The organism is Trichormus sp. NMC-1, assembly GCF_001858025.1.
Taxonomy (GTDB): domain Bacteria; phylum Cyanobacteriota; class Cyanobacteriia; order Cyanobacteriales; family Nostocaceae; genus Anabaena.
Genome location: NZ_LZQD01000005.1, coordinates 361,631 through 381,250 on the forward strand (window position 1 = coordinate 361,631; position 19,620 = coordinate 381,250).

Here is a 19,620-nt window from a genome sequence, read left to right on the forward strand (position 1 = left end):
TTAGGATTTTCAGGATGGGATTTTGTCTGAATATTCATAAGAAACCCCTTGACAATTTTTTCTAGTTTAGTTTATCATTAAATTATAATGGGAATCTGTGTCGGCATATAGGGTCAGATTGAAAACTCACAAAGTCATAAAAAACAATCAATATCAAAAATTCCCCAAAACTCATCAACATCACCACAATTAAACATCCTGTAAATCCTGAAATCTTGGATATCCTGATTCAGACAAAAAAGATCAAAAAATTTGGCGCAGGCTCACAAAGAAATGGTATTACATTGTTTAACTTGTTTTGAGTGGTGGCTAACGCCATCAAAGGTGCGAAAATAAAGGTTGCGGATAATTTGTATTTCATTCTAGTTTTATTGTTTACAGTAATTTTTATGTATTTATATCAAAATACAGGTTAATGTCTTTCTTTGCGTCTTTGCTCCTCTGCGACTCTGCGCGAAACTTCCCTTTAAGTATAAATTAGCAAGACTGCAAAAACAAGACTTGTAGGGTATCTTGCCAGTTAATCTGCAATTGCGTATGTGCATTACCACTATTGATCGCAATTTCTACCCAACCGTGACTACCAACTAAAGCTAAGGCTTCCCCAACTTGTACATCACTGTAGGTTTCACATCCCGGTATTGTTAAATCTGCTACATTTACACTCCAGGTTTTCCCTTGTACATAACTTCCGGGAATATTGCTGACTAAGTTGCCAAAATAATCTATATATTGAATACAACCTGCTACACCTGTTGTTGTCTCGTAGCATTCGCCAATATCTAATTTTACCAAAGTTTCAGGATTGATTTCCTTTCCTAATTCTTGCAAAGATACACCACTTGCTAGATGCGCTGCTGCTGGTGCAAAGATATCTCTACCATGAAATGTGCTGCTAGGTTGAGATGTGCGCCAAAAGTTAAGATTTGTAAGCTCTACTGCTGTAATAACTTGATTTTTGCTGGTTATACCACTAAAAATGCCGTTATCGGGACCGACTAGAAAACCTTGAGCTAATTTTACAGCGATGGCTGCGCCGACCGAAGGTATCGCTCTCCTTTGACTACCCACCCCCGGATCTACCACTGCTAAATGTACTGTACCAATGGTGAAATAGGGATAAGCATTCATCAAGCAAAACCTTGCTGCGGCGACGTTTTGGGGAGGAATTTGGTGCGTCAAGTCTACTAACTGCAAATCTGGATTAATTTGAGCAATAACACCCTTCATTACCCCAACATACACATCGTTATTGCCAAAATCGCTCAATAAAGTCAGGATTTTTGATTGGCTCATTTGCTGATGAAACAAGGCTTGACTATTAGTATATGTTTCCATATAATTTTCTGTAACAACAGCTACAAAATATATGTTATGTTATAATTGCATGACATAAAAATAAACATAAAGGAGTTATGGCTATGAGTAGCAATAGACTAGAAGCAGTTCAAAAAGCCGAAGAAGCTCACAGACAGAACATTCAAAAAAGTCTAGAACATCGATTGGAAGTAGCTAGAGCCAAGTCCGACGAAAAACTAGTTCGTCAGTTGGAAGCAGAGATGGCTTCTTATCGCTAATATTAAGTTTTCAAAGTTCATAGTTGTGTTGTGTGTAAACCTGCGCGAGCGGGTTTTTTGTTGAGCTTTTTTTTGAGTAGATTCGGTGCAAAAAAAACAACGTAAGTAAGTAAAGAGCTTCTATCAGGGGTCTAAATCTTTGTTATAAAACTTAATTAGGGTTTGCTGAAAAAGTTGTCTGTTCCCTTGCCCCAACGACAATTTTTAACGCCCACCTACTTATTACGAATTACGAGTTACGAATTATTTTATCTAGAGATAGATATTTTTGCTGAACCTTTTGTTTAAAATCCTTAATTTAGAATTGAATTATTTGATTTGGGGAGCGGGCTTTGATAAACAATATTCGGAATCGTTTTAGTGAGTTCAAGCGCAAAAAGGTTGAACCATCACAACTAAAACAGTTGGTCTATGAGTTGTTGGAAGAGTCTACACCCGACGCAACATATTTGGTGTTGATTATTGGTTCATGTGCGATCGCTACATTTGGGTTACTCACCAACAGCACTGCTGTAATTATTGGAGCGATGATTATTGCACCCCTGATGTTACCAATTCGAGGTTTAGCCTTCGGTGCATTGATCGGAAATATCAACCTATTTCGTCAAGGCGTAATAGCAGTATTATTAGGCACATTATTAGCACTTTTAATTTCTTACAGTATAGCAGCCCTAGTTAATCTACCTAGTTTTGGTAGTGAAGTGTTATCTCGCTCCAAACCTAACCTGCTCGATTTGGGTATTGCTGTTGCCGCAGGTGGTATCAGTGGCTACGCTAAGGTAAATACAAAAATCTCTGCTAGTCTGGCAGGAACAGCAATAGCTGTGGCGCTGATGCCGCCAATCTGCGTCATTGGCTTAGGTCTAGCAAAATCTGACTGGTCGCTTAGTTTAGGAGCAACGTTGCTCTACCTAACGAACCTTTTGGGTATTAGCCTTGCTTGTATGCTGACATTCTTATTCACTGGCTATTCTCCTTTGCATCGCGCCCAAAAAGCACTCCTATGGGCATTGGCATTGACGGGTATTTTACTGATACCTTTAACGGTGGGCTTTACCCAACTAATTAGACAAGCACAACTTGAAAACAATCTGCAAAAAGCTCTACTCAACCGAACCATAACTTTTCAACGTTTAGAACTACTGAAAACGGATACTAATTGGCTGAATAATCCGCCCCAAGTTCGCCTGAGTGTTCGCGCCCAGTCACCTGTAACATCAAAGCAAGTAAGTCTTTTAGAAGCGTTTCTCGAAAAAGAAATGGGTCAAGCATTCACACTAATTTTTGAAGTAAGTGAGGTGAAAGAAATCAGGCGAGAAATATCAGATTCTCCTAAAAAAAACTATAATGGACAAGGAAAAAATTAAAAATTAAAAATTAAAAATTGAAGACAGTTGGAGACTGTTACCCCAACTCAACTGGTTAGCGGTTTGATAATTTCTCTATTTTCATTGATAAGTAGCCATCATGAACTGCGTACACCAGGACACATGGAAAACTTCTTATTCCCCTCCCCGCAAGCGATGAGGGGTTAGGGGTGGGGTCTTATTTTCAAGTCAGGTGAACGGAAAAAAACCGAACTATGTAACGAAAAGTAAAGTTGCCCAAAACCTTTTCTCTGTTCCCCGTTCCCCGTTCCCTGTTCCCTTGTCATAACGACAATTTTTAACGCTAACCTACTTAGTAAATCTTCTATTTAAGTGAAATACTCTTATGACATTGGAGTCTGCAACGGGTGAAGTCCTAATTACAGAACAACTCAAGCAATTTCTACTAGTACTCTCTGTGTCTTTAGGTGTAGCAACACTACCACAAATTTTTAGTTGGTTTCGCCGCATTCCTTACACACTCTTACTGGTGATTGTGGGATTAGGGTTAGCATTCGTAAATGTGCGATTGGTGAATCTCTCTCCTGAATTGATTCTGGTGATTTTCTTACCACCACTGCTGTTTGAAGCGGCTTGGAATTTGAAGTGGTCAGACTTAAAGCGAGATTTGCTACCTATTTGTCTGTATGCAGTGCTTGGGGTGGTAATTTCTATTGCCGGAGTAGCACTCGGTCTTCATCAATTCGCGGGACTTGAACTGAGTGTTGCTCTATTAATTGGAGCTAGTCTATCAGCAACTGATCCAGTTTCGGTAACGGCTCTGTTTCGGGAACTAGGCGCAAGCAAACGTCTAAGAACGCTGATGGAAGGAGAAAGTTTATTTAATGATGGTATGGCCGTGGTGGCTTTTGGCTTATTAGTTGCTCTGCCGTTAGGTACTGCCACATTGGACTTCCAGTCTGCGTTATGGGAATTTTTTCAGGTAGTAGGTATTGGTATCGGCGTTGGCGGAATAATTGGGTTTGGCATTTCTTACCTAACACAACGTTTCGACTTACCATTAGTAGAACAATCTCTCACCCTCGTTTCTGCCTACAGCACTTACTTAATTACAGAACATTTAGGTGGTTCTGGAGTAATTGGAGTAGTCACCACAGCTTTAATTTTAGGCAACTTTGGCTCGCGCATTGGCATGAATCCGCGCACACGGATCATTGTCACTGAATTTTGGGAATTTCTAGCTTTTTTTGTCAATTCGATTGTTTTTCTCTTAATTGGCGATCAAATTCACTTTGCTGTTTTAGGAGATAATTTAAAAATTATTGCCGTCACAATTGCCGTCATTATTGTGGCCAGGGCAGTATCTATTTATAGCTTAAGCAGTCTCAGCAACTGGCTGGCTAAATCCGAAATTTCTTTATCTGAACAAACTGTGTTGTCGTGGGGTGGTCTACGCGGGTCTGTCTCCATTGCCCTGGCTTTGAGTGTACCAGCCACACTCCCCCAAAGAGAAGAAATTATTGCCACAGTATTTGGAGTAGTTTTATTTACACTGTTAGTACAAGGCTTAACCACCCAAGCATTGTTAGAAAAACTACAACTTTTAGGTTCGCAACCGTTACGTCAAGAATACATGGAAGCAATTGCTCGTCAAGTTGCTCTCCAACGGGCGCTGGAATATTTAGAAACAACACAAAAGCGTCCCGGAATTCAGCCAGAGTTTTATCACTACCAGAAGACGCTGCTTTCTGGAGAAATTACTCTTTGGCAAGAAAAAATTAACAAGTTACTTGATGAATACCCAAACTTACAAGAATTTACAACCGCAGAACTGCGAGGGGAACTACTGGCAATTGAAGCAGATACCTATGCTGAGTTTGTCCGGGCAGGTAGGTTAAATAAAGAACTTTCACCTTTTTTGCAAACAATGCATGATAGCGCGAATGAAGAGGATTGATTTTGTGGATGTGTGACACCACTAGGTGAGGAGTGGGGGATCAAAAGGAAAAAGAGAAGGAGATTTTTAGTTATTTCTTTCCCCTTCCCCTTCTTTGGTAAGCGGTTTACTCAGCATTGAGAATTTTGGGGACTTTGAAAAAATCGCCTTCTTGTTGAGGTGCGCTGCTGAGGATAGCTTCTCGATCAGGATAAGGCTGTAATTTATCTTCTCTTGTCACATTGCTGACATCAATAGCTCTGGTTGTTGGCAGTACATCTGTGACATCAAGTTCACTGAGTTGTTCGACATACTCCAAAATACTGCCCAGTTGGGTGGTGAATTTCTCTTCCTCGTCAGGTGTCAATTCTAACCGAGCGAGATTAGCGACTTTGCGAACTTGTTCACGATCAATCATAGTTTAGTAATTAGTGATTAGTCATTAGTAATTAGTGATTAGTCATTAGTCATTAGTCATTAGTCATTAGTCATTAGTCATTAGTCATTAGTCATTAGTCATTAGTCATTAGTCATTAGTCATTAGTCATTAGTCATTAGTCATTAGTCATTAGTCATTAGTCATTAGTCATTAGTCATTAGTCATTAGTCATTAGTCATTAGTCATTAGTCATTAGTCATTAGTCATTAGTCATTAGTCATTAGTCATTAGTCATTAGTCATTAGTCATTAGTCATTAGTCATTAGTCATTAGTCATTAGTCATTAGTCATTAGTCATTAGTCATTAAGTAGGTGGACGTGAGATAACCAAAATGTGTGAAGAAAAGTAAAATCGCCCAAAACTCTCTTCCTGTTCCCTGTTCCCTGTTCCCTATTCCCTTGCCCCAACGACAATTTTTAACGCCCACCTACTTAGTAAATTACTGAAGACCAATGACTAATTTGGTTAAAAGAATACGTCAATTTGCGATCGCCCAGTGGTTTTTAACCAGTTTTGAGCTTCAATGTAATTATTGGGAGCCATGCGAATTGCTCTAATCCAATAATCTGAGGCTTGGTCAAAAAGTGCTTCTCCAGCGTCGTTATCTCCAGCTTCTTTAGCCTTTTCGCCTTGAAAATGATAAATCACGGCGATGTTATTCAACGCTTGGGGTAGACGAGGATTTAACTCAATAGCCTGATGATAGTATTCTAAAGCTTTGTTGTGGTCGCCATTACTAGCGTAAATCAGCCCCATATTGTAGAGAATATAACTCTGATCATTGGAGTCTTCCTCTAGTGTGAGAGCTTCTTCATAGTAATCCAGTGCTTCAGCATATTCGCCTTCTGCCTGGGCTGACATCCCATCTCGGTAATAGACAAATGCTTCTTTAGCTTTTCTGTTAGCTGGTAGCAGTTTGAGGATCAAATCTGCCATGACGGTAAAGGATTTGTCAACAAAGTTATCGTTTTTCTGTGTTCTTGGCATATGTGCCTCTGTGTTGGCTCAAATGAAGCAGACTTTGTTTAGTAACTAAATTCTTTGCGACTGGTATTTGACAATCAGCAACTGCTCCATAGTTAATTTAACTGATTTATGGGCAGTTCTCATCTTTTGGAAGTTTTATCGAACAGAATACATCCGTCAGGAGTCAGAATTTAGTTGGGTATTCTGTGCGAGTGGCGGATGAATAACCGGGTTTAAGACCCCCACTAAATCTACGATTTGGTGGTCTTTAATCAGTCGCAGGTCCCAATCCTCGACTGATTCATTCTGACCGGAGGCGGAGCGTCTCCGGCTCCGCTCCTGGCTACTGACTCCTGACTCCTTCTTCAAGATTGTTCCTTGATTCTTTGCTGTAAAGCGTCTCGTGCTTGTTCTCGGTCGTCAAAATGGATTTTTTCAGTACCGAGAATTTGATAATCTTCGTGACCTTTACCAGCCAACAACACCCCATCACCGGGTTTTGCTTGTAAAATGGCGGTATGAATTGCAGTGGCGCGATCGCATATTACCATCGGTTGCACAGAATCAGGAATACCTGCCAATACATCCTGCAAAATCTTTTCTGGGTCTTCAGTGCGGGGATTATCTGAAGTCACCACAGCCACATCAGCTAACTGGGCGGCTATTTTTCCCATTTTAGGACGTTTAGTGCGATCGCGGTCGCCCCCACAACCAAACACACATATCATTTTACCAGGAATAAACGGACGAGCCGCTTTCAGCAAATTCTCCAAACTATCAGGAGTGTGAGCATAATCCACAATCACGCTCACATCTTGGTCATCACTAATTTGTACCCGTTCCATACGTCCAGGAACACCAGGAAAATCAGGAATCCCATTGGCTACCAATTGCAAATCTAACCCCAAATGTAAAACCGCACCAACAGCAGCCAAAAGATTTTCTAAATTATACTGACCAACTAAAGGCGAAGCAAAAGCCACATCACCCTTTGGTGTATGTAAAATTCCATTGACACCATTTGGCTGATAACTTAAATCACTCATCCAAAAATCGGCGTTATTATCATTAACACTGTAACTCCAAACCCGTTCTCGTTTCAATCCTGCAATTAAACGCTTACCATATTCATCATCAGCGTTAATAATTGCCCTTCCTTGGAGATAATCAGGACTAAATAACAACGCCTTCGCTGCAAAATAATCCTCCATATCTGTGTGATAGTCAAGATGGTCTTGGGTGAGATTGCTAAACACCCCCACCTCAAACGAACAACCCAAAACCCTACCCTGTGCTAAAGCGTGGGAACTGACTTCCATTACCCCAAACTCACAACCAGCATTTACCGCTGCGGCTAACTGTTGTTGTAATTCCACCGCAAAAGGAGTAGTGTGAACAGCAGTTTCCTCAAAACCCGGCCAACGAGTGTAGAGAGTTCCCAGCAAAGCCGTAGCTAAACTAGCTTTCGTAATAAAATATTCAATTAAGTGAGTAGTAGTAGTCTTGCCATTTGTACCAGTTACACCCACCAATTTCAGCTTTTGTCCAGGATAACCGTAAAAAGCTGCTGCAATTTGAGCGCAAGCTTTCGTCATATTACCAGCAGAAATCACCATAGATTCCGGTGTTGGCGGATTTTTCTGGATAGCTTCGGGAGAAACAATAGCCGCAACCGCACCAGCAGCCAAAGCACTCGACCAAAACTCCCCACCATCTACTCTAGTTCCTGGCATCCCAATAAACAAATCTCCCACACCGCAAGCATGAGAGTTAGTTTTAATGCCCTTCACTTCCACATCGGCTAAACTAGGATTTTCCAGACCTTCTACAGTCGCTAGTAATTCCCTTAAGTTCATTTGCTGCACCTCGCCACAAGCTTTACTTGCGCCTATTCTGCATTATTTTTTTCTAAATTGGACATATATTTACAAAGCATTTGTTGTAATTGCGTGACACTAGCACGAGGAGAAGGACGGGTTACAGGATGTTCTACCTCTGAGTCATCCTGTATTAGATACAGTACAGGTATTTCATACTGATATTTACCAAACCAATCTTCACGAGTTGTAATATCTCTAATTTCTAACTCAAAACTAGGATCTGTGATTTGTTCAAGCTTTTCTTGTAAGCCTTCACACAAATGACAACCGGGTTTACTGTATAAAATTAATCGCATAGGCTGAGGGATGAGGATATGAGGGGACGGGGTTTTACGCAAGAACCTAAATTTTTTCACATAAAATTACTGGATTATGGAGTAAATCTATTTTATCGCCAAAATACTCATACATGATAAGCAGTAATTACCTTTTTTCGATCAGAAGTATAAATAGATTCTACTCTTGGGTATTGTTCATGAACCCACCAAACTTTAATTCTGTTACCTTGTGCTGGAGCAGTTCCTGATATAGAATAACCGGCATCAATCATTAATTTTTCAAATTGATTTGCATCTAAAATTGTACATTTAAACTTTGGTAGTCCCTCTATTTGATGCTTATTGAGGGTCATAACTACCATTATAAGTTGTGAATATCTTATAATCTGGTAATACTAAAGCCATCCCTATATTACTATGTATTGTACCTGGATATCTGTAAGGTTGATCATCAGGAACAGCCCCACCAAACCGAATATGTATTCCTGGTAGCCATAAGTAAAATCCAGGAATTAATAAGTCCATACTGTAAGCTATTTCTCTCATTACTTCATTAGTGAAGTTATTGCTTATCAGTCTAAAATTGGTGTTTGTAATGTTCAACATCAGTTTTCAATCTCCAATTAGAATTGTGACAATAAAAATTAGTGTCAATCAATATTCTATTTTATCGCCAAAATACTTAATAATATACCTATGTTATTAATAGTCTATAAATGTCTTTGGGAGTTTCACCCATGAATAATCTGATTTGTCTGAATCAGGATATCCAGGATTTGAGGATGTATAGGATTGAATTTTTTAAAAGCTGTTATATATGGACGACACAGATTCCCATTCTATTAGGATATGTCAATCTTGAGATTTTGTCAAGTGTTTTTGAGGAAAAAAGTTTGTTGGAATGAGGATTTTTTCAGAAGTTTGATTTGGGGGATATGATAATTTTTGGATGTTATATAAATGATGATGTAGCTGATTTTTAAAAGATGTGATAGTTCATCAAATAAAAATCCTATAAATCCTCAAATCCTGGATATCCTGATTCAGACAAAAGGATGTAATTTTTAGATGATTCTGAAACTATCTAATAGTTCATCAAATAAAAATCCTGTAAATCCTTTCATCCTGGATATCCTGATTCAGACAAAAGGATGTAATTTTTAGATGATTTTTAAATATAGTCAGTGCCAAGGCGGTTAGGACATCAATTAACGGTCAAGTTCTTGCTACTAAAGGGTTTTTCTCCTGACTCCTGACTCCTGACTCCTGACTCCTGACTCCTGACTCCTGCTATATTATGATAAATTATCAAATAAAAATCCTGTAAATCCTCAAATCCTGTAAATCCTGATTCTGACAAAAGGATCTAATTTTTAGATGAATCTGAAAATAAATGATAGTTCATCAAATAAAAATCCTGTAAATCCTTAAATCCTGGATATCCTGATTTGTGATAATTAAATATTGAGGCGGGCAGGACTTGTACTGAGCTTGTCGAAGTATGCCCACCCCACAAGATGATAGAATTATCTAAACGCCGATTTTTTCCAACATCAATTTAGAACGTTTCACCTGTTCAGGAATAGCAACCGGATAATCACCAGTAAAACAAGCTGAACAGAAATTATTAGTATCTTCTTTTGTTTCTTCCAACATTCCGTCCCAACTCAGATAAGCAAGGCTATCAACTTCTAATTGTTTAGCAATTTCTGCCACTGATTTAGTCGCAGCAATTAATTGATCCTGAGTATCGGTATCAATACCGTAGAAGCAAGGATGAGTGACAGGAGGTGAAGAAATTCTCATGTGTACTTCCACCGCACCGGCTTCACGCAGGGTTTTGACGAGTTTACGGCTGGTAGTACCCCGCACAATGGAATCATCGACAATGATCACTCTTTTACCAGCTAACACATCTTTGAGGGGGTTGAGTTTCATCCGCAAACCTAACTCACGCATGGCTTGTGTCGGCTGAATAAAGGTGCGTCCAACGTAGCGATTTTTAATCAGTCCTTCACCGTAGGGAATACCAGAAGCTTGGGAAAAGCCAATTGCAGCAGGTATACCAGAATCAGGAACTCCAAAAACTATATCGGCATTTACGGGAGATTCTTTGGCTATTCTTCGTCCTAACCGCATCCGATAACTATATAAAGTTTCGTTGTGCATGAGGCTATCAGGACGGGCAAAATAGATCATTTCAAAAATACACAGTTTGCGTTCGGGCTGTTGACTCCAATGGAAGGAAGCTAAACCGGCTTCGGTTATCCAAACTAACTCCCCTGGTTCGACATCTCGCAGGTATTCAGCACCAATAATATCTAAACCGCAAGTTTCGGAAGCCAGAACGTAACGCACAGGATCACTATCTAAAGTGCCTATGACTAAGGGACGAATGCCATGAGGATCACGCACACCCATCACACCTGTAGGTGTACCAATGGTTAGGCTAAATGCACCTTCACACCGTTTAAAGGCGAGGATAGAACCTTCTAACCAATCTGCACCGGCGTTGACTTCTTGTGCGATCGCATAAGCAATCATTTCTGAGTCGGTTGTGGTGACTAAGTTAAAATCGCTCTTAACTAATTCTTCTCGCAGTTTTACAGTATTGACTAAATTACCATTATGTGCTAATGCTAATAAACCTAAGCGAGTTTCCACCACAGCGGGTTGGGCGTTAACTTTGCGGCTGGAACCGGTGGTTGAATAACGCGTGTGACCAACAGCTAAATTACCGGGTAACTCATCTAAAATGGTTTCATTAAAGACTTGAGATACCAAACCCATATCTTTGTGTTGGTGTACTACCTGACCCTCAAAGGTAGCAATACCAGCAGATTCTTGACCCCGATGTTGGAGAGCATACAATCCAAAGTAGGTCAATTTAGCAACGTCTTGTTCTGGGGCGTAGATGCCAAAAACACCACAAGCTTCTTCGGGCTTGTCAGGATGGTGTTCATCCGAGGTAACGGAATTAATGGGAATCATGCTGGTATTGCTCCTGGTGGGGTGTCGAGTCGGTGGGAACTGGGCAGGGGGCAGGGTGCAGGGTGCAGGGGGCAGGGTGCAGGGGGCAGGGGAGAAAAATACTTATCTTGTCTCTTACCTGTCACCTGTCACCTGTCACCTGTCACCTGTCACCTGTCACCTGTCACCTGTCACCTGTCACCTGTCACCTGTCACCTGTCACCTGTCACCTGTCACCTGTCACCTGTCACCTGTCACCTGTCACCTGTCACCTGTCACCTGTCACCTGTCACCTGTCACCTGTCACCTGTCACCTGTCACCTGTCACCTGTCACCTGTCACCTGTCACCTGTCACCTGTCACCTGTCACCTGTCACCTGTCACCTGTCACCTGTCACCTGTCACCTGTCACCTGTCACCTGTCACCTGTCACCTGTCACCTGTCACCTGTCACCTGTCACCTGTCACCTGTCACCTGTCACCTGTCACCTGTCACCTGTCACCTGTCACCTGTCACCTGTCACCTGTCACCTGTCACCTGTCACCTGTCACCTGTCACCTGTCACCTGTCACCTGTCACCTGTCACCTGTCACCTGTCACCTGTCACCTGTCACCTGTCACCTGTCACCTGTCACCTGTCACCTGTCACCTGTCACCTGTCACCTGTCACCTGTCACCTGTCACCTGTCACCTGTCACCTGTCACCTGTCACCTGTCACCTGTCACCTGTCACCTGTCACCTGTCACCTGTCACCTGTCACCTTCTTCCTACCTCTTAACAAATCTTTAACCATCCATTAAAACAGTACAGTAAATTGGTCAAGGATGAAGTAAGAATTGTAAATTTTTATGATTCATCCTTGATTTTTGATGTCGATTAGGTATTGGTGTAGATAGCGAGACGGTTGGAGATTGCTTGAGAATAGCGATCGCTCATATCTTCGAGACTAACCTGGAGTAACTGATGGTTATCTGCGGTTAAAATCTGCAAATTCCCAGAATTACTAACTGTTCCCAGCTTTTGCCAATTTTCTGTCAGATGTTCCTTTAAATAGGATTCCCATTTTTCTTGGTTTTCTTCACTGACAGAAACTAAAATTCTCGCCCCACCTTCACCAAATAGAACTTCATCAAAACGGGAATCATGATTTGCACTAATTGGGAAATTAATTTCCGCACCCAAATTTCCAGAAAGACAAGATTCCGCTAAAGCCACAGCCACACCACCTTCAGCCGAATCATGGGCAGAATTTACCCAACGTGCGCGAATACCATCACGACAAGCTTTTTGTACACGACGTTCTAAATCAAAATCAACTCTAGGGGGTTTACCTGCGATCGTATGATGAATAGTTGCCAAATATTCAGAAGCACCTAATTCGATTTTGGATTGAATAGGTAAACCCAGAAGATAAATTATATCATCTGCATTTTGCCAACCTTGTCCGCAAATTTTTGTTAAATCAGGAATCAACCCCACCATACCCACAACCGGAGTCGGATAAATTGGTTGAGGATTACCTTCCGCATCAAAAGTTTCATTGTAGAGAGAGACATTCCCACCAGTTACCGGCGTTCCCAACTCACGACAACCTTCACTCAAACCTCGACAAGCGGACGCTAATTGCCAATAACCAATGGGTTTTTCTGGACTACCAAAATTGAGGTTATCTGTCACAGCCAGAGGTTCAGCGCCCACACAGCTAAGATTCCGGGCAGCTTCCGCTACTACTGCCTTAGCCCCTTCATAAGGATCAAGATAGACATAACGAGAATTACAATCTACCGTAGCCGCAACGCCCGATTTTAGATTTGCAATTGGGGATGTAAGATTAGGAGTTTCTTCTAAAGGACGTAACCGCACCACAGCCGCATCTGCACCACCGGGTAACAATACGGTATTATTCTGAACTTGATGGTCATATTGGCGATAAACCCAGCTTTTAGAAGCAATGCTAGGAGTATCTAACAAAGTCAATAAAATATCATGCCAACTTTGCAGACTTCCCGCAATTTCAATTCCCTCAACATTGCAAACAGGTAAACTAGCACTTGTCCATTGCCAAGCTTTTTGGGCATATTCGGGGGCTTCTGTCAATAATTCTCTTTCATACAAAGGCGTATTTTCCGCCAAAGCATCAGCAGGAATTTCTGCGGCAATTTTCCCCTCAAACCAAATCCTGACAATAGGTTCTTCAATTACCGTACCCGCAACCACAGCTTGCAGTCCCCAACGGTGGAAAATATCAATTAATTCCTGTTCTCGTCCTTTTTCAGCAACAAACAACATTCGTTCTTGAGATTCCGAAAGCAGGTATTCATAAGGAATCATTCCCGATTCTCGCACCGGAATTTTATCTAAATCGAATTCAATACCGACACCACCTTTAGCCGCCATTTCCGAAGTAGAACAGGTGATACCCGCAGCGCCCATATCCTGTGCCGCAACTACAGCCCCGGTTTTAAATGCCTCTAAACAAGCTTCAATTAAGGACTTTTCTAAAAATGGATCTCCTACTTGCACCGCAGGACGGTTATCCATTGATTCCTCAGTTAATTCCGCACTGGCAAAACTTGCGCCGCCCATGCCATCCCGTCCCGTGGTTGAACCCACATACAGCACCGGATTTCCGAAGCCGGAAGCCCCTGATTTGACAATTTCTGACGTTTCCATCAAACCCAGCGCCATGACATTGACTAGGGGATTTCCAGAGTAGGCAGGGTCAAAATAGACTTCACCGCCTACAGTCGGCACTCCAACGCAATTACCATAATGTGAAATTCCCGCAACTACACCTGTAAATAATCTTTGGGTTTTTGGATCATTCAAATCTCCAAACCGCAAAGAGTTTAATAAAGCTATGGGACGCGCCCCCATTGTAAAGATATCTCTTAATATCCCACCAACTCCGGTTGCAGCACCTTGAAATGGTTCAACGGCGGAAGGGTGGTTATGGGATTCTATTTTAAACGCTAATTGTAGTCCGTCGCCGATATCCACAACTCCAGCATTTTCACCTGGTCCGACAAGTATGCGGGGTCCCGTGGTGGGAAACTGTTTGAGTAATGGGCGGGAATTTTTATAACAGCAATGTTCTGACCACATCACCCCAAACATACCTAATTCGGCTTTGTTGGGGTGACGACCTAAGCGGCGGACGATTTCGGTATATTCTTCTGGTTTAATGCCTTCTGAGGCTATTTCTGGGGGAGAAAAGGGATTTTCGGAGGTGGTGGTCATGGAAGTTATGCACCAAGGGGACAGAGAAATATTCTATCTGAAGATTCCCGACTTTTTTTTAATCTTGTTACATTTTTTGGCTAGATTGTTATTTATGTCATGTTGTTCTCAGGGTTTTCTGATTCAAGAGAATGAAAATTCACATCTTCATAAAGTTCTGCCATTGTACCTGCAAAATTGATAGTTTGTAATTGAAATGATGCTTGTTCACCTACATAAGATTGTAAAGTCCAAAGTCCATCATCATTGCGTCTAAAACATTCAACTCTTGGTTTTTTTGTATTAATTAAAACGTATTCTTGCAAAGTTTCCAACATTTGATAATCAGCAAATTTATCACCTCTATCAAATCCTTCAGTAGAATTAGATAAAACTTCAATTATTAAACAAGGAAATCTTTTATAACCTGGAGTTTCTTGATCTCGTGAATCACAAGTTACCATCACGTCAGGATAGTAAAATCTATTTAAAGATTCTATTCTCGCTTTCATGTCAGCAATATATACCCGACAACCAGAACCCCGAACGTGATTACGGAGTAAAGAAGCCATATTTAAAGCTATAGTAACATGAGAATCAAGTGCGCCAGCCATTGCATAAATATATCCATCAATATATTCATGTTTAACTGTGCTTTTTTCTTCCATTGCTAAATATTCTTCTGGTGTGATGTAAATATTGGGAGAAGCAATCATATTTCATAACCTCCTAAAACAAACTGTATTAAAATCTTCGTCATTCTTCAATCATTTCACAAATTAAGTTTTTATCTAAACCTACTTCTTTCCTTAGTTGTTGCATTCTACTAATTGCGTCTTGAATTGATTTTTTAGTAGTAATTTTTCCCCAAGCATTATGTTTTATTGTGGTAGTTTCTGTATTATCTAATGGTTGGATAACTACTAATACTTCTACAGATTTATCTTTAAATTCTGTATGTTCTGACTAAATACCAACCATCAGCTTCCAGTCGCTGAATCACTATTCTTACTTTCATATTAACATCTATCTGTAATCAATAGTTTGATTTATTGTATAATTAATTATGTTACTCGCTGATAAAATATGCAAGATACCCTAACCATTACTATTACTCCAGAACTGAAAGCAGCACTTTTAGAAATTACTCAAACTGAAGGTATATCTGCTGATAGTTTAGTTAGTAAAGCTATTGAGGACTACATCTTTAGCCACAAATTCCGTGCATTGCGTTCTTATTTGATGCAAAAGAATGAAACAGTTTACACAGATGAGGAAATTTTTGAGATAATTTCATGAAGCTAGATACTAATCTTTTATGGGATTGAAAGAGATTTTAGATATAATTATTGATGTTAATTAATTGTTTGCTTATGCCATCTAAAGATATATTTCATGAATCTGTACGTAATGCTTTACAAAAAGATGGTTGGAACATTACCCATGATCCACTGTATATTAAAGTTGATGATATCGAATTTTTTGTAGACTTAGGCGCAGAAAGACTATTAGCAGCGCAAAAACAAGGTCAACAAATAGCTGTAGAAGTGAAATCTTTTGTAGGTGCATCTGAAGTAACTGAATTTCATCTTGCTTTAGGTCAAACTCTCAATTATCGGTTAGCATTAAAAAAAGAACAACCTGAAAGGATTTTATATTTAGCTATTAGCGAAGACACATATCGAGATTTTTTCTCTCGTCAATTTATCCAAGACTCTTTAAAAGAATATCAAATTAAGGTTTTAATTTTTGATTCTTTAACCCAGGAGATTGTTTTATGGAAGGAATAAATTACTCACAAATTATTCAAGATATTTTAAGCAATCATTCTCGTAATGATATAGCTAATGGTACAGAAATTCAATTGCTTTTTGATACGCAACGTCATCATTATCAAGTATTAAATATTGGTTGGAAACAACAAATTAGAACTTATGGGGTGATTATTCATGTTGATATTAAAGATGATAAAATCTGGATACAAAGAGATGGTACGGAAATTGGTATTGCTAATGAATTAATGGCTGCTGGTGTACCTAAAGAAGATATTGTTTTAGGATTTCATGCTCCTTATAAGCGGCAATTTACAGGTTTTGCGGTGGGATAATAATTTATCTTCATTTTTTACGACCAATTTATTGAGACTTTATTCATACACCTTGGAACGATGAGCAATAGTAGTTACAATAACCTGATTAGTTGTATCATCAATTTCGTAAACTACTCTATATTCACCGATACGATAACGGTAATATCCTGATAAATCACCTTTAAGGAGTTTAATATTAGGATGAAACCGAGGATTTTGTTCTAGCTGTTCAAAGCACCTTGCTAGTTTTTTCGCTAAACTTTGTGTGGCTGAAACATAAATTTTCTCGGCTTCAGTAGATAAAACAAGATTATACATCAGACCTTATGTTTTTCCAATTTTTAACTCGACCTTCAATGACATCTTGTTTACCTCTTTCAAAAGATGCGATAAAACCAGGAATATCAAGTAGTTCTTGGGTAGCTAATTCGCTTTCTTTATCTGCTAGATAAGCTAAAAATTCGGCAACTATTTTTAAATTGTCTGGAGATAGCTTTTCTAAGTTGTAGTTGATTTCTTGAAGCAGTTGTGAGGTGTTCATAATGTTAATTATGTTTCTTATGATTTTATCATAGATTGCCAATTTCCGTATTTATTCATGGTTATTTGCTACTTAAATTAAAACTTCAACTTCCTGAGCGATACTTGTAGGTTGGGGAATTGGTAAACCTGACTCTATTAAACCTTCTATATAAAATTCTATGGACTCTACAATTAGTTGTTTAACTTCTGTTAATGTTTCAGCTACAGCTATACAACCAGGTAAGTCGGGAACATAAGCACCATAGCTAGTATTTCCTTTTTCAATTACTACTGTATAACGCATTATTCTTCTTCCAATTGTGTTTATCTCCAAATACTTTTTATTGTACCAATGGGTATGTCAATATTAGGTTTACCGGAAACTGTAACTGTACCAAGTTTATCAAGATGTTTAAACTGTCGGTGACTTCCCCTAGTTCTGACTAAATACCAACCATCAGCTTCTAGTCGCTGAATCACTACTCTTACTTTCATATTAATGCCTATCTTTTATCTTCACCACAGACCAAGAGTAAAAGTATTATTTTCCATACTATTTGTTTGTCTACAATAGATAAACTATGCTTGGTAACTCTGCAAAATGCGATCGCTGTGTGGATATAATTAGGGCGATCGCAGTTACTATATAGCAATCCTATTTGATTTATGAACGGAATTTTTAAAACGAACCGCAGAGACGCAGAGAGCGCAGAGGTAGAGAAAAATAGGTGTTCATATCTTATTTAAGATTGCTATATTTCAGTTATTAGCTAATTCTAAGCCTCTCTGCTGATTGTTCATACTCTGAGGAGTCAGCTTTTGAGCGCCCAAAGCTCTCTTCCTGTTCCCTGTTCCCTGTTCCCTGTTCCCTTGCCCCAACGACAATTTTTAACGCCCACCTACTTACATCTAATTTACAACAAGCATCAGATTTAACAGTTGCAAATCTTTTTCACTACTTTAATATTAGAGATGAATCACAAGAAGAAGTAAATCAATAATCAACTTTTAAAAATCTTTAAAAAATATCAATTTTGTATTGGCGTTACCTACCTATTTCTAGGTTTTTCAAAATAAAATCTGCTCTTGGCTCAAAGCCATCACCATATTCTACCGGCAAATGAGTGATGACATAGAAAGCTTTACCTTTTTGTTCTCCAATGTAAACAGCACCCACTATATTTTTACCTTGGCTGAAAACAATTCTTTCTTTCGCCCAGGGATATTTGACATTATTATTCCGGCTTCCAACGCGCCATTTATTAGATGCAATTAAACCATTCTTACCATTCACAAAGTTTCTAACTTGTGTGAGATTTTTAAAATTATTCAAAAAGGCAAAATGAATATATGCATTCTCATTTTTTTGACCACCAAAGTTAGCAATAAACCTCACTCCGCTTCCTTCTCCAGAACTGCTTCCTGTAACTAAAAAATCCTTTTCAGGAAAGTAGGTAGTTAATAAATTGCTATATTTATATAGTCTGAGTTGAACGGGAACTTTTTCACCTTCGACGGTAATTGTGGCAGTTTTGGTAGGCGGTTTATCGGCTTGAGAATTATCTCTAGTTAAAAGTGCTGTCTGAGTAGTTATGAGGGTTTTTTCATGCTGCTGTAGCATCGTACAACTTACAGATATGCCTAGAAGCATTATCCCAGCGGTTAATCTCATCAAATTCAGCTTCATTTTATATCCGAAATATTTAGTATTAATTTAAATAAAAGACACAGGTACAGGGGTAAATTCTGATGCAGAAAACCTGGCAAATAGTCGTCATTCAGTCTGAGTTTTCCACCCAAGTTTTGCTGACAGAAAGGTCATGCGCCACCTCTTCTTGATCAGAGTTGACTGTTGGATCTGAGCTACTGTTCCTAATTCAATAATGTTGATATTTTTTTCTATATCGATAAAAATGCTAAATAAATGGAATACATTTTGTCTGTAATTATCACGTGATTTTGATCACAAGTATTTATGATTAGAATCACAAGTATCGATGATTAGGATCGTCTCATTATAATTAGGTAATTGGCATAATTAAGTACAACTGAACTCTAGCCGAGTCATTAATAGGGAACACATCAAGTGCCGACAGCCTTCTACAGGATTGTTGGCTTTTTATTACTGGTAATTATAAACAATTAAAAATAATTCGTAATTCGTAATTCGTAATTCAGTTTTTCAACTAGGAAGCAAGCTATGGGTAAAGTCCCTTAGGTAAAGCTTACAAAGAAGGGAACAGGGAACAAATAAGAAACTTTAGTTCTGAGTTTAAAGCTCAGTCAAAAAAAAGGATGTTTTTTGAAGGAGAGTGGCACAAAAAAAACAGTGTCATTATTTCAATCTCATGTTTTTAAACATGAGTTTTTCTGTTCCCTGTTGCCCGTTCCCTGTTGTTGCCCGTTCCCTGTT

Annotated in this window: 23 protein-coding genes; 7 read left to right on the plus strand and 16 right to left on the minus strand. The window is 39.4% G+C overall.

Annotation, left to right across the window (positions count from 1 at the left end):
* Nucleotides 1-477: 477 nt before the first annotated feature.
* On the minus strand, nucleotides 478-1,296 hold the full coding sequence (locus A9Y75_RS17890; RefSeq protein ID WP_083389658.1) for an SAM-dependent chlorinase/fluorinase: 819 nt from the start codon (nucleotides 1,294-1,296) through the stop codon (nucleotides 478-480).
* A 125-nt stretch (nucleotides 1,297-1,421) separates the two neighbouring features.
* Here A9Y75_RS17890 and A9Y75_RS28640 point away from each other — a divergent pair, with 125 nt between their 5' ends.
* The 3 genes from A9Y75_RS28640 (at nucleotide 1,422) to A9Y75_RS17900 (ending at nucleotide 4,862) form a co-directional block, all read left to right on the plus strand.
* Nucleotides 1,422-1,577, plus strand: coding sequence for a hypothetical protein (locus A9Y75_RS28640; protein ID WP_177176225.1), 156 nt, complete (start codon nucleotides 1,422-1,424; stop codon nucleotides 1,575-1,577).
* A 332-nt stretch (nucleotides 1,578-1,909) separates the two neighbouring features.
* Complete coding sequence (locus A9Y75_RS17895) at nucleotides 1,910-2,944, plus strand: DUF389 domain-containing protein (protein WP_071190877.1); 1,035 nt, start codon at nucleotides 1,910-1,912, stop codon at nucleotides 2,942-2,944.
* 346 nt (nucleotides 2,945-3,290) lie between these two features.
* Nucleotides 3,291-4,862, plus strand: coding sequence for a Na+/H+ antiporter (locus A9Y75_RS17900; RefSeq protein WP_071190878.1), 1,572 nt, complete (start codon nucleotides 3,291-3,293; stop codon nucleotides 4,860-4,862).
* Between the two features lie 106 nt (nucleotides 4,863-4,968).
* On the opposite strand, the gene gatC is transcribed toward A9Y75_RS17900, so the two are convergent.
* From gatC to purF, 8 genes are all read right to left on the minus strand, one after another.
* Nucleotides 4,969-5,259, minus strand: a complete 291-nt coding sequence (gene gatC, locus A9Y75_RS17905) for an Asp-tRNA(Asn)/Glu-tRNA(Gln) amidotransferase subunit GatC (RefSeq protein WP_071190879.1) — start codon at nucleotides 5,257-5,259, stop codon at nucleotides 4,969-4,971.
* A 487-nt stretch (nucleotides 5,260-5,746) separates the two neighbouring features.
* Nucleotides 5,747-6,268, minus strand: coding sequence for a photosystem I assembly protein Ycf3 (locus tag A9Y75_RS17910; RefSeq protein WP_071190880.1), 522 nt, complete (start codon nucleotides 6,266-6,268; stop codon nucleotides 5,747-5,749).
* Nucleotides 6,269-6,612: 344 nt separating this feature from the next.
* A complete protein-coding gene (locus A9Y75_RS17915; RefSeq protein ID WP_071190962.1) occupies nucleotides 6,613-8,103 on the minus strand; it encodes a UDP-N-acetylmuramoyl-L-alanyl-D-glutamate--2,6-diaminopimelate ligase in 1,491 nt (496 codons plus the stop codon).
* 32 nt (nucleotides 8,104-8,135) lie between these two features.
* A complete protein-coding gene (locus tag A9Y75_RS17920; protein WP_071190881.1) occupies nucleotides 8,136-8,423 on the minus strand; it encodes a glutaredoxin family protein in 288 nt (95 codons plus the stop codon).
* A gap of 107 nt (nucleotides 8,424-8,530) precedes the next feature.
* On the minus strand, nucleotides 8,531-8,758 hold the full coding sequence (locus A9Y75_RS17925) for a hypothetical protein (protein ID WP_071190882.1): 228 nt from the start codon (nucleotides 8,756-8,758) through the stop codon (nucleotides 8,531-8,533).
* Nucleotides 8,745-9,011, minus strand: coding sequence for a hypothetical protein (locus A9Y75_RS17930; RefSeq protein ID WP_071190883.1), 267 nt, complete (start codon nucleotides 9,009-9,011; stop codon nucleotides 8,745-8,747). The genes A9Y75_RS17925 and A9Y75_RS17930 overlap by 14 nt, the downstream gene beginning before the upstream one ends.
* 598 nt (nucleotides 9,012-9,609) lie before the next feature.
* Entirely contained in the window at nucleotides 9,610-9,765 is a 156-nt protein-coding gene (locus tag A9Y75_RS28645; RefSeq protein WP_177176226.1) for a hypothetical protein, read from the minus strand.
* A 170-nt stretch (nucleotides 9,766-9,935) separates the two neighbouring features.
* Nucleotides 9,936-11,396 (minus strand): amidophosphoribosyltransferase, encoded by a 1,461-nt coding sequence (gene purF, locus A9Y75_RS17935; protein WP_071190884.1) that lies wholly within the window; start codon nucleotides 11,394-11,396, stop codon nucleotides 9,936-9,938.
* Between purF and A9Y75_RS28650 the strand changes: the two genes are divergently transcribed.
* Nucleotides 11,395-12,177, plus strand: coding sequence for a hypothetical protein (locus tag A9Y75_RS28650; protein ID WP_177176217.1), 783 nt, complete (start codon nucleotides 11,395-11,397; stop codon nucleotides 12,175-12,177). The two genes, purF and A9Y75_RS28650, sit on opposite strands and share 2 nt — an antisense overlap.
* A 76-nt stretch (nucleotides 12,178-12,253) precedes the next feature.
* Here A9Y75_RS28650 and purL read toward each other — a convergent pair whose 3' ends face one another.
* Both purL and A9Y75_RS17945 read right to left on the minus strand, forming a co-directional pair.
* The gene (purL, locus tag A9Y75_RS17940) at nucleotides 12,254-14,617 is read right to left on the minus strand and encodes a phosphoribosylformylglycinamidine synthase subunit PurL (protein ID WP_071190885.1); all 2,364 of its coding nucleotides are present in this window, start codon (nucleotides 14,615-14,617) and stop codon (nucleotides 12,254-12,256) included.
* 92 nt (nucleotides 14,618-14,709) lie between these two features.
* Nucleotides 14,710-15,312, minus strand: coding sequence for a Uma2 family endonuclease (locus tag A9Y75_RS17945; RefSeq protein ID WP_071190886.1), 603 nt, complete (start codon nucleotides 15,310-15,312; stop codon nucleotides 14,710-14,712).
* A 370-nt stretch (nucleotides 15,313-15,682) separates the two neighbouring features.
* Between A9Y75_RS17945 and A9Y75_RS17950 the strand changes: the two genes are divergently transcribed.
* The 3 genes from A9Y75_RS17950 (at nucleotide 15,683) to A9Y75_RS17960 (ending at nucleotide 16,703) form a co-directional block, all read left to right on the plus strand.
* A complete protein-coding gene (locus tag A9Y75_RS17950) occupies nucleotides 15,683-15,895 on the plus strand; it encodes a hypothetical protein (RefSeq protein WP_071190887.1) in 213 nt (70 codons plus the stop codon).
* 74 nt (nucleotides 15,896-15,969) lie between these two features.
* On the plus strand, nucleotides 15,970-16,386 hold the full coding sequence (locus tag A9Y75_RS17955) for a XisH family protein (RefSeq protein ID WP_071190963.1): 417 nt from the start codon (nucleotides 15,970-15,972) through the stop codon (nucleotides 16,384-16,386).
* A complete protein-coding gene (locus A9Y75_RS17960) occupies nucleotides 16,374-16,703 on the plus strand; it encodes a XisI protein (protein ID WP_071190888.1) in 330 nt (109 codons plus the stop codon). The genes A9Y75_RS17955 and A9Y75_RS17960 overlap by 13 nt, the downstream gene beginning before the upstream one ends.
* 39 nt (nucleotides 16,704-16,742) lie before the next feature.
* On the opposite strand, the gene A9Y75_RS17965 is transcribed toward A9Y75_RS17960, so the two are convergent.
* The 5 genes from A9Y75_RS17965 to A9Y75_RS17985 all read right to left on the minus strand — a co-directional run bounded on the left by A9Y75_RS17965 (nucleotide 16,743) and on the right by A9Y75_RS17985 (nucleotide 18,828).
* Nucleotides 16,743-17,003, minus strand: coding sequence for a type II toxin-antitoxin system RelE/ParE family toxin (locus A9Y75_RS17965; RefSeq protein ID WP_071190889.1), 261 nt, complete (start codon nucleotides 17,001-17,003; stop codon nucleotides 16,743-16,745).
* The gene (locus A9Y75_RS17970) at nucleotides 16,996-17,226 is read right to left on the minus strand and encodes a hypothetical protein (RefSeq protein WP_071190890.1); all 231 of its coding nucleotides are present in this window, start codon (nucleotides 17,224-17,226) and stop codon (nucleotides 16,996-16,998) included. Before A9Y75_RS17970 ends, A9Y75_RS17965 begins: the two co-directional genes overlap by 8 nt.
* Before the next feature lie 72 nt (nucleotides 17,227-17,298).
* Nucleotides 17,299-17,511 carry a type II toxin-antitoxin system HicB family antitoxin gene (locus A9Y75_RS17975; protein ID WP_071190891.1) on the minus strand — a complete coding sequence of 71 codons (213 nt, stop codon included), beginning with the start codon at nucleotides 17,509-17,511 and terminating at the stop codon, nucleotides 17,299-17,301.
* A gap of 20 nt (nucleotides 17,512-17,531) precedes the next feature.
* Nucleotides 17,532-17,702, minus strand: a complete 171-nt coding sequence (locus tag A9Y75_RS17980; RefSeq protein WP_071190892.1) for a type II toxin-antitoxin system HicA family toxin — start codon at nucleotides 17,700-17,702, stop codon at nucleotides 17,532-17,534.
* Between the two features lie 550 nt (nucleotides 17,703-18,252).
* Complete coding sequence (locus A9Y75_RS17985; protein WP_236721452.1) at nucleotides 18,253-18,828, minus strand: hypothetical protein; 576 nt, start codon at nucleotides 18,826-18,828, stop codon at nucleotides 18,253-18,255.
* Nucleotides 18,829-19,620: the final 792 nt, after the last annotated feature.

Coding starts and splice junctions, on each gene's coding strand:
- A9Y75_RS17890 (WP_083389658.1), bottom strand. CDS start 1,296: ATGAGCCAATCAAAAATCCTGACTTTATTGAGCGATTTTGGCAATAAC.
- A9Y75_RS28640 (WP_177176225.1), top strand. CDS start 1,422: ATGAGTAGCAATAGACTAGAAGCAGTTCAAAAAGCCGAAGAAGCTCAC.
- A9Y75_RS17900 (WP_071190878.1), top strand. CDS start 3,291: ATGACATTGGAGTCTGCAACGGGTGAAGTCCTAATTACAGAACAACTC.
- gatC (WP_071190879.1), bottom strand. CDS start 5,259: ATGATTGATCGTGAACAAGTTCGCAAAGTCGCTAATCTCGCTCGGTTA.
- A9Y75_RS17910 (WP_071190880.1), bottom strand. CDS start 6,268: ATGCCAAGAACACAGAAAAACGATAACTTTGTTGACAAATCCTTTACC.
- A9Y75_RS17915 (WP_071190962.1), bottom strand. CDS start 8,103: ATGAACTTAAGGGAATTACTAGCGACTGTAGAAGGTCTGGAAAATCCT.
- A9Y75_RS17920 (WP_071190881.1), bottom strand. CDS start 8,423: ATGCGATTAATTTTATACAGTAAACCCGGTTGTCATTTGTGTGAAGGC.
- A9Y75_RS17925 (WP_071190882.1), bottom strand. CDS start 8,758: ATGACCCTCAATAAGCATCAAATAGAGGGACTACCAAAGTTTAAATGT.
- A9Y75_RS17930 (WP_071190883.1), bottom strand. CDS start 9,011: ATGTTGAACATTACAAACACCAATTTTAGACTGATAAGCAATAACTTC.
- A9Y75_RS28650 (WP_177176217.1), top strand. CDS start 11,395: ATGCTGGTATTGCTCCTGGTGGGGTGTCGAGTCGGTGGGAACTGGGCA.
- purF (WP_071190884.1), bottom strand. CDS start 11,396: ATGATTCCCATTAATTCCGTTACCTCGGATGAACACCATCCTGACAAG.
- purL (WP_071190885.1), bottom strand. CDS start 14,617: ATGACCACCACCTCCGAAAATCCCTTTTCTCCCCCAGAAATAGCCTCA.
- A9Y75_RS17945 (WP_071190886.1), bottom strand. CDS start 15,312: ATGATTGCTTCTCCCAATATTTACATCACACCAGAAGAATATTTAGCA.
- A9Y75_RS17950 (WP_071190887.1), top strand. CDS start 15,683: ATGCAAGATACCCTAACCATTACTATTACTCCAGAACTGAAAGCAGCA.
- A9Y75_RS17955 (WP_071190963.1), top strand. CDS start 15,970: ATGCCATCTAAAGATATATTTCATGAATCTGTACGTAATGCTTTACAA.
- A9Y75_RS17960 (WP_071190888.1), top strand. CDS start 16,374: ATGGAAGGAATAAATTACTCACAAATTATTCAAGATATTTTAAGCAAT.
- A9Y75_RS17965 (WP_071190889.1), bottom strand. CDS start 17,003: ATGTATAATCTTGTTTTATCTACTGAAGCCGAGAAAATTTATGTTTCA.
- A9Y75_RS17970 (WP_071190890.1), bottom strand. CDS start 17,226: ATGAACACCTCACAACTGCTTCAAGAAATCAACTACAACTTAGAAAAG.
- A9Y75_RS17975 (WP_071190891.1), bottom strand. CDS start 17,511: ATGCGTTATACAGTAGTAATTGAAAAAGGAAATACTAGCTATGGTGCT.
- A9Y75_RS17980 (WP_071190892.1), bottom strand. CDS start 17,702: ATGAAAGTAAGAGTAGTGATTCAGCGACTAGAAGCTGATGGTTGGTAT.
- A9Y75_RS17985 (WP_236721452.1), bottom strand. CDS start 18,828: ATGCTACAGCAGCATGAAAAAACCCTCATAACTACTCAGACAGCACTT.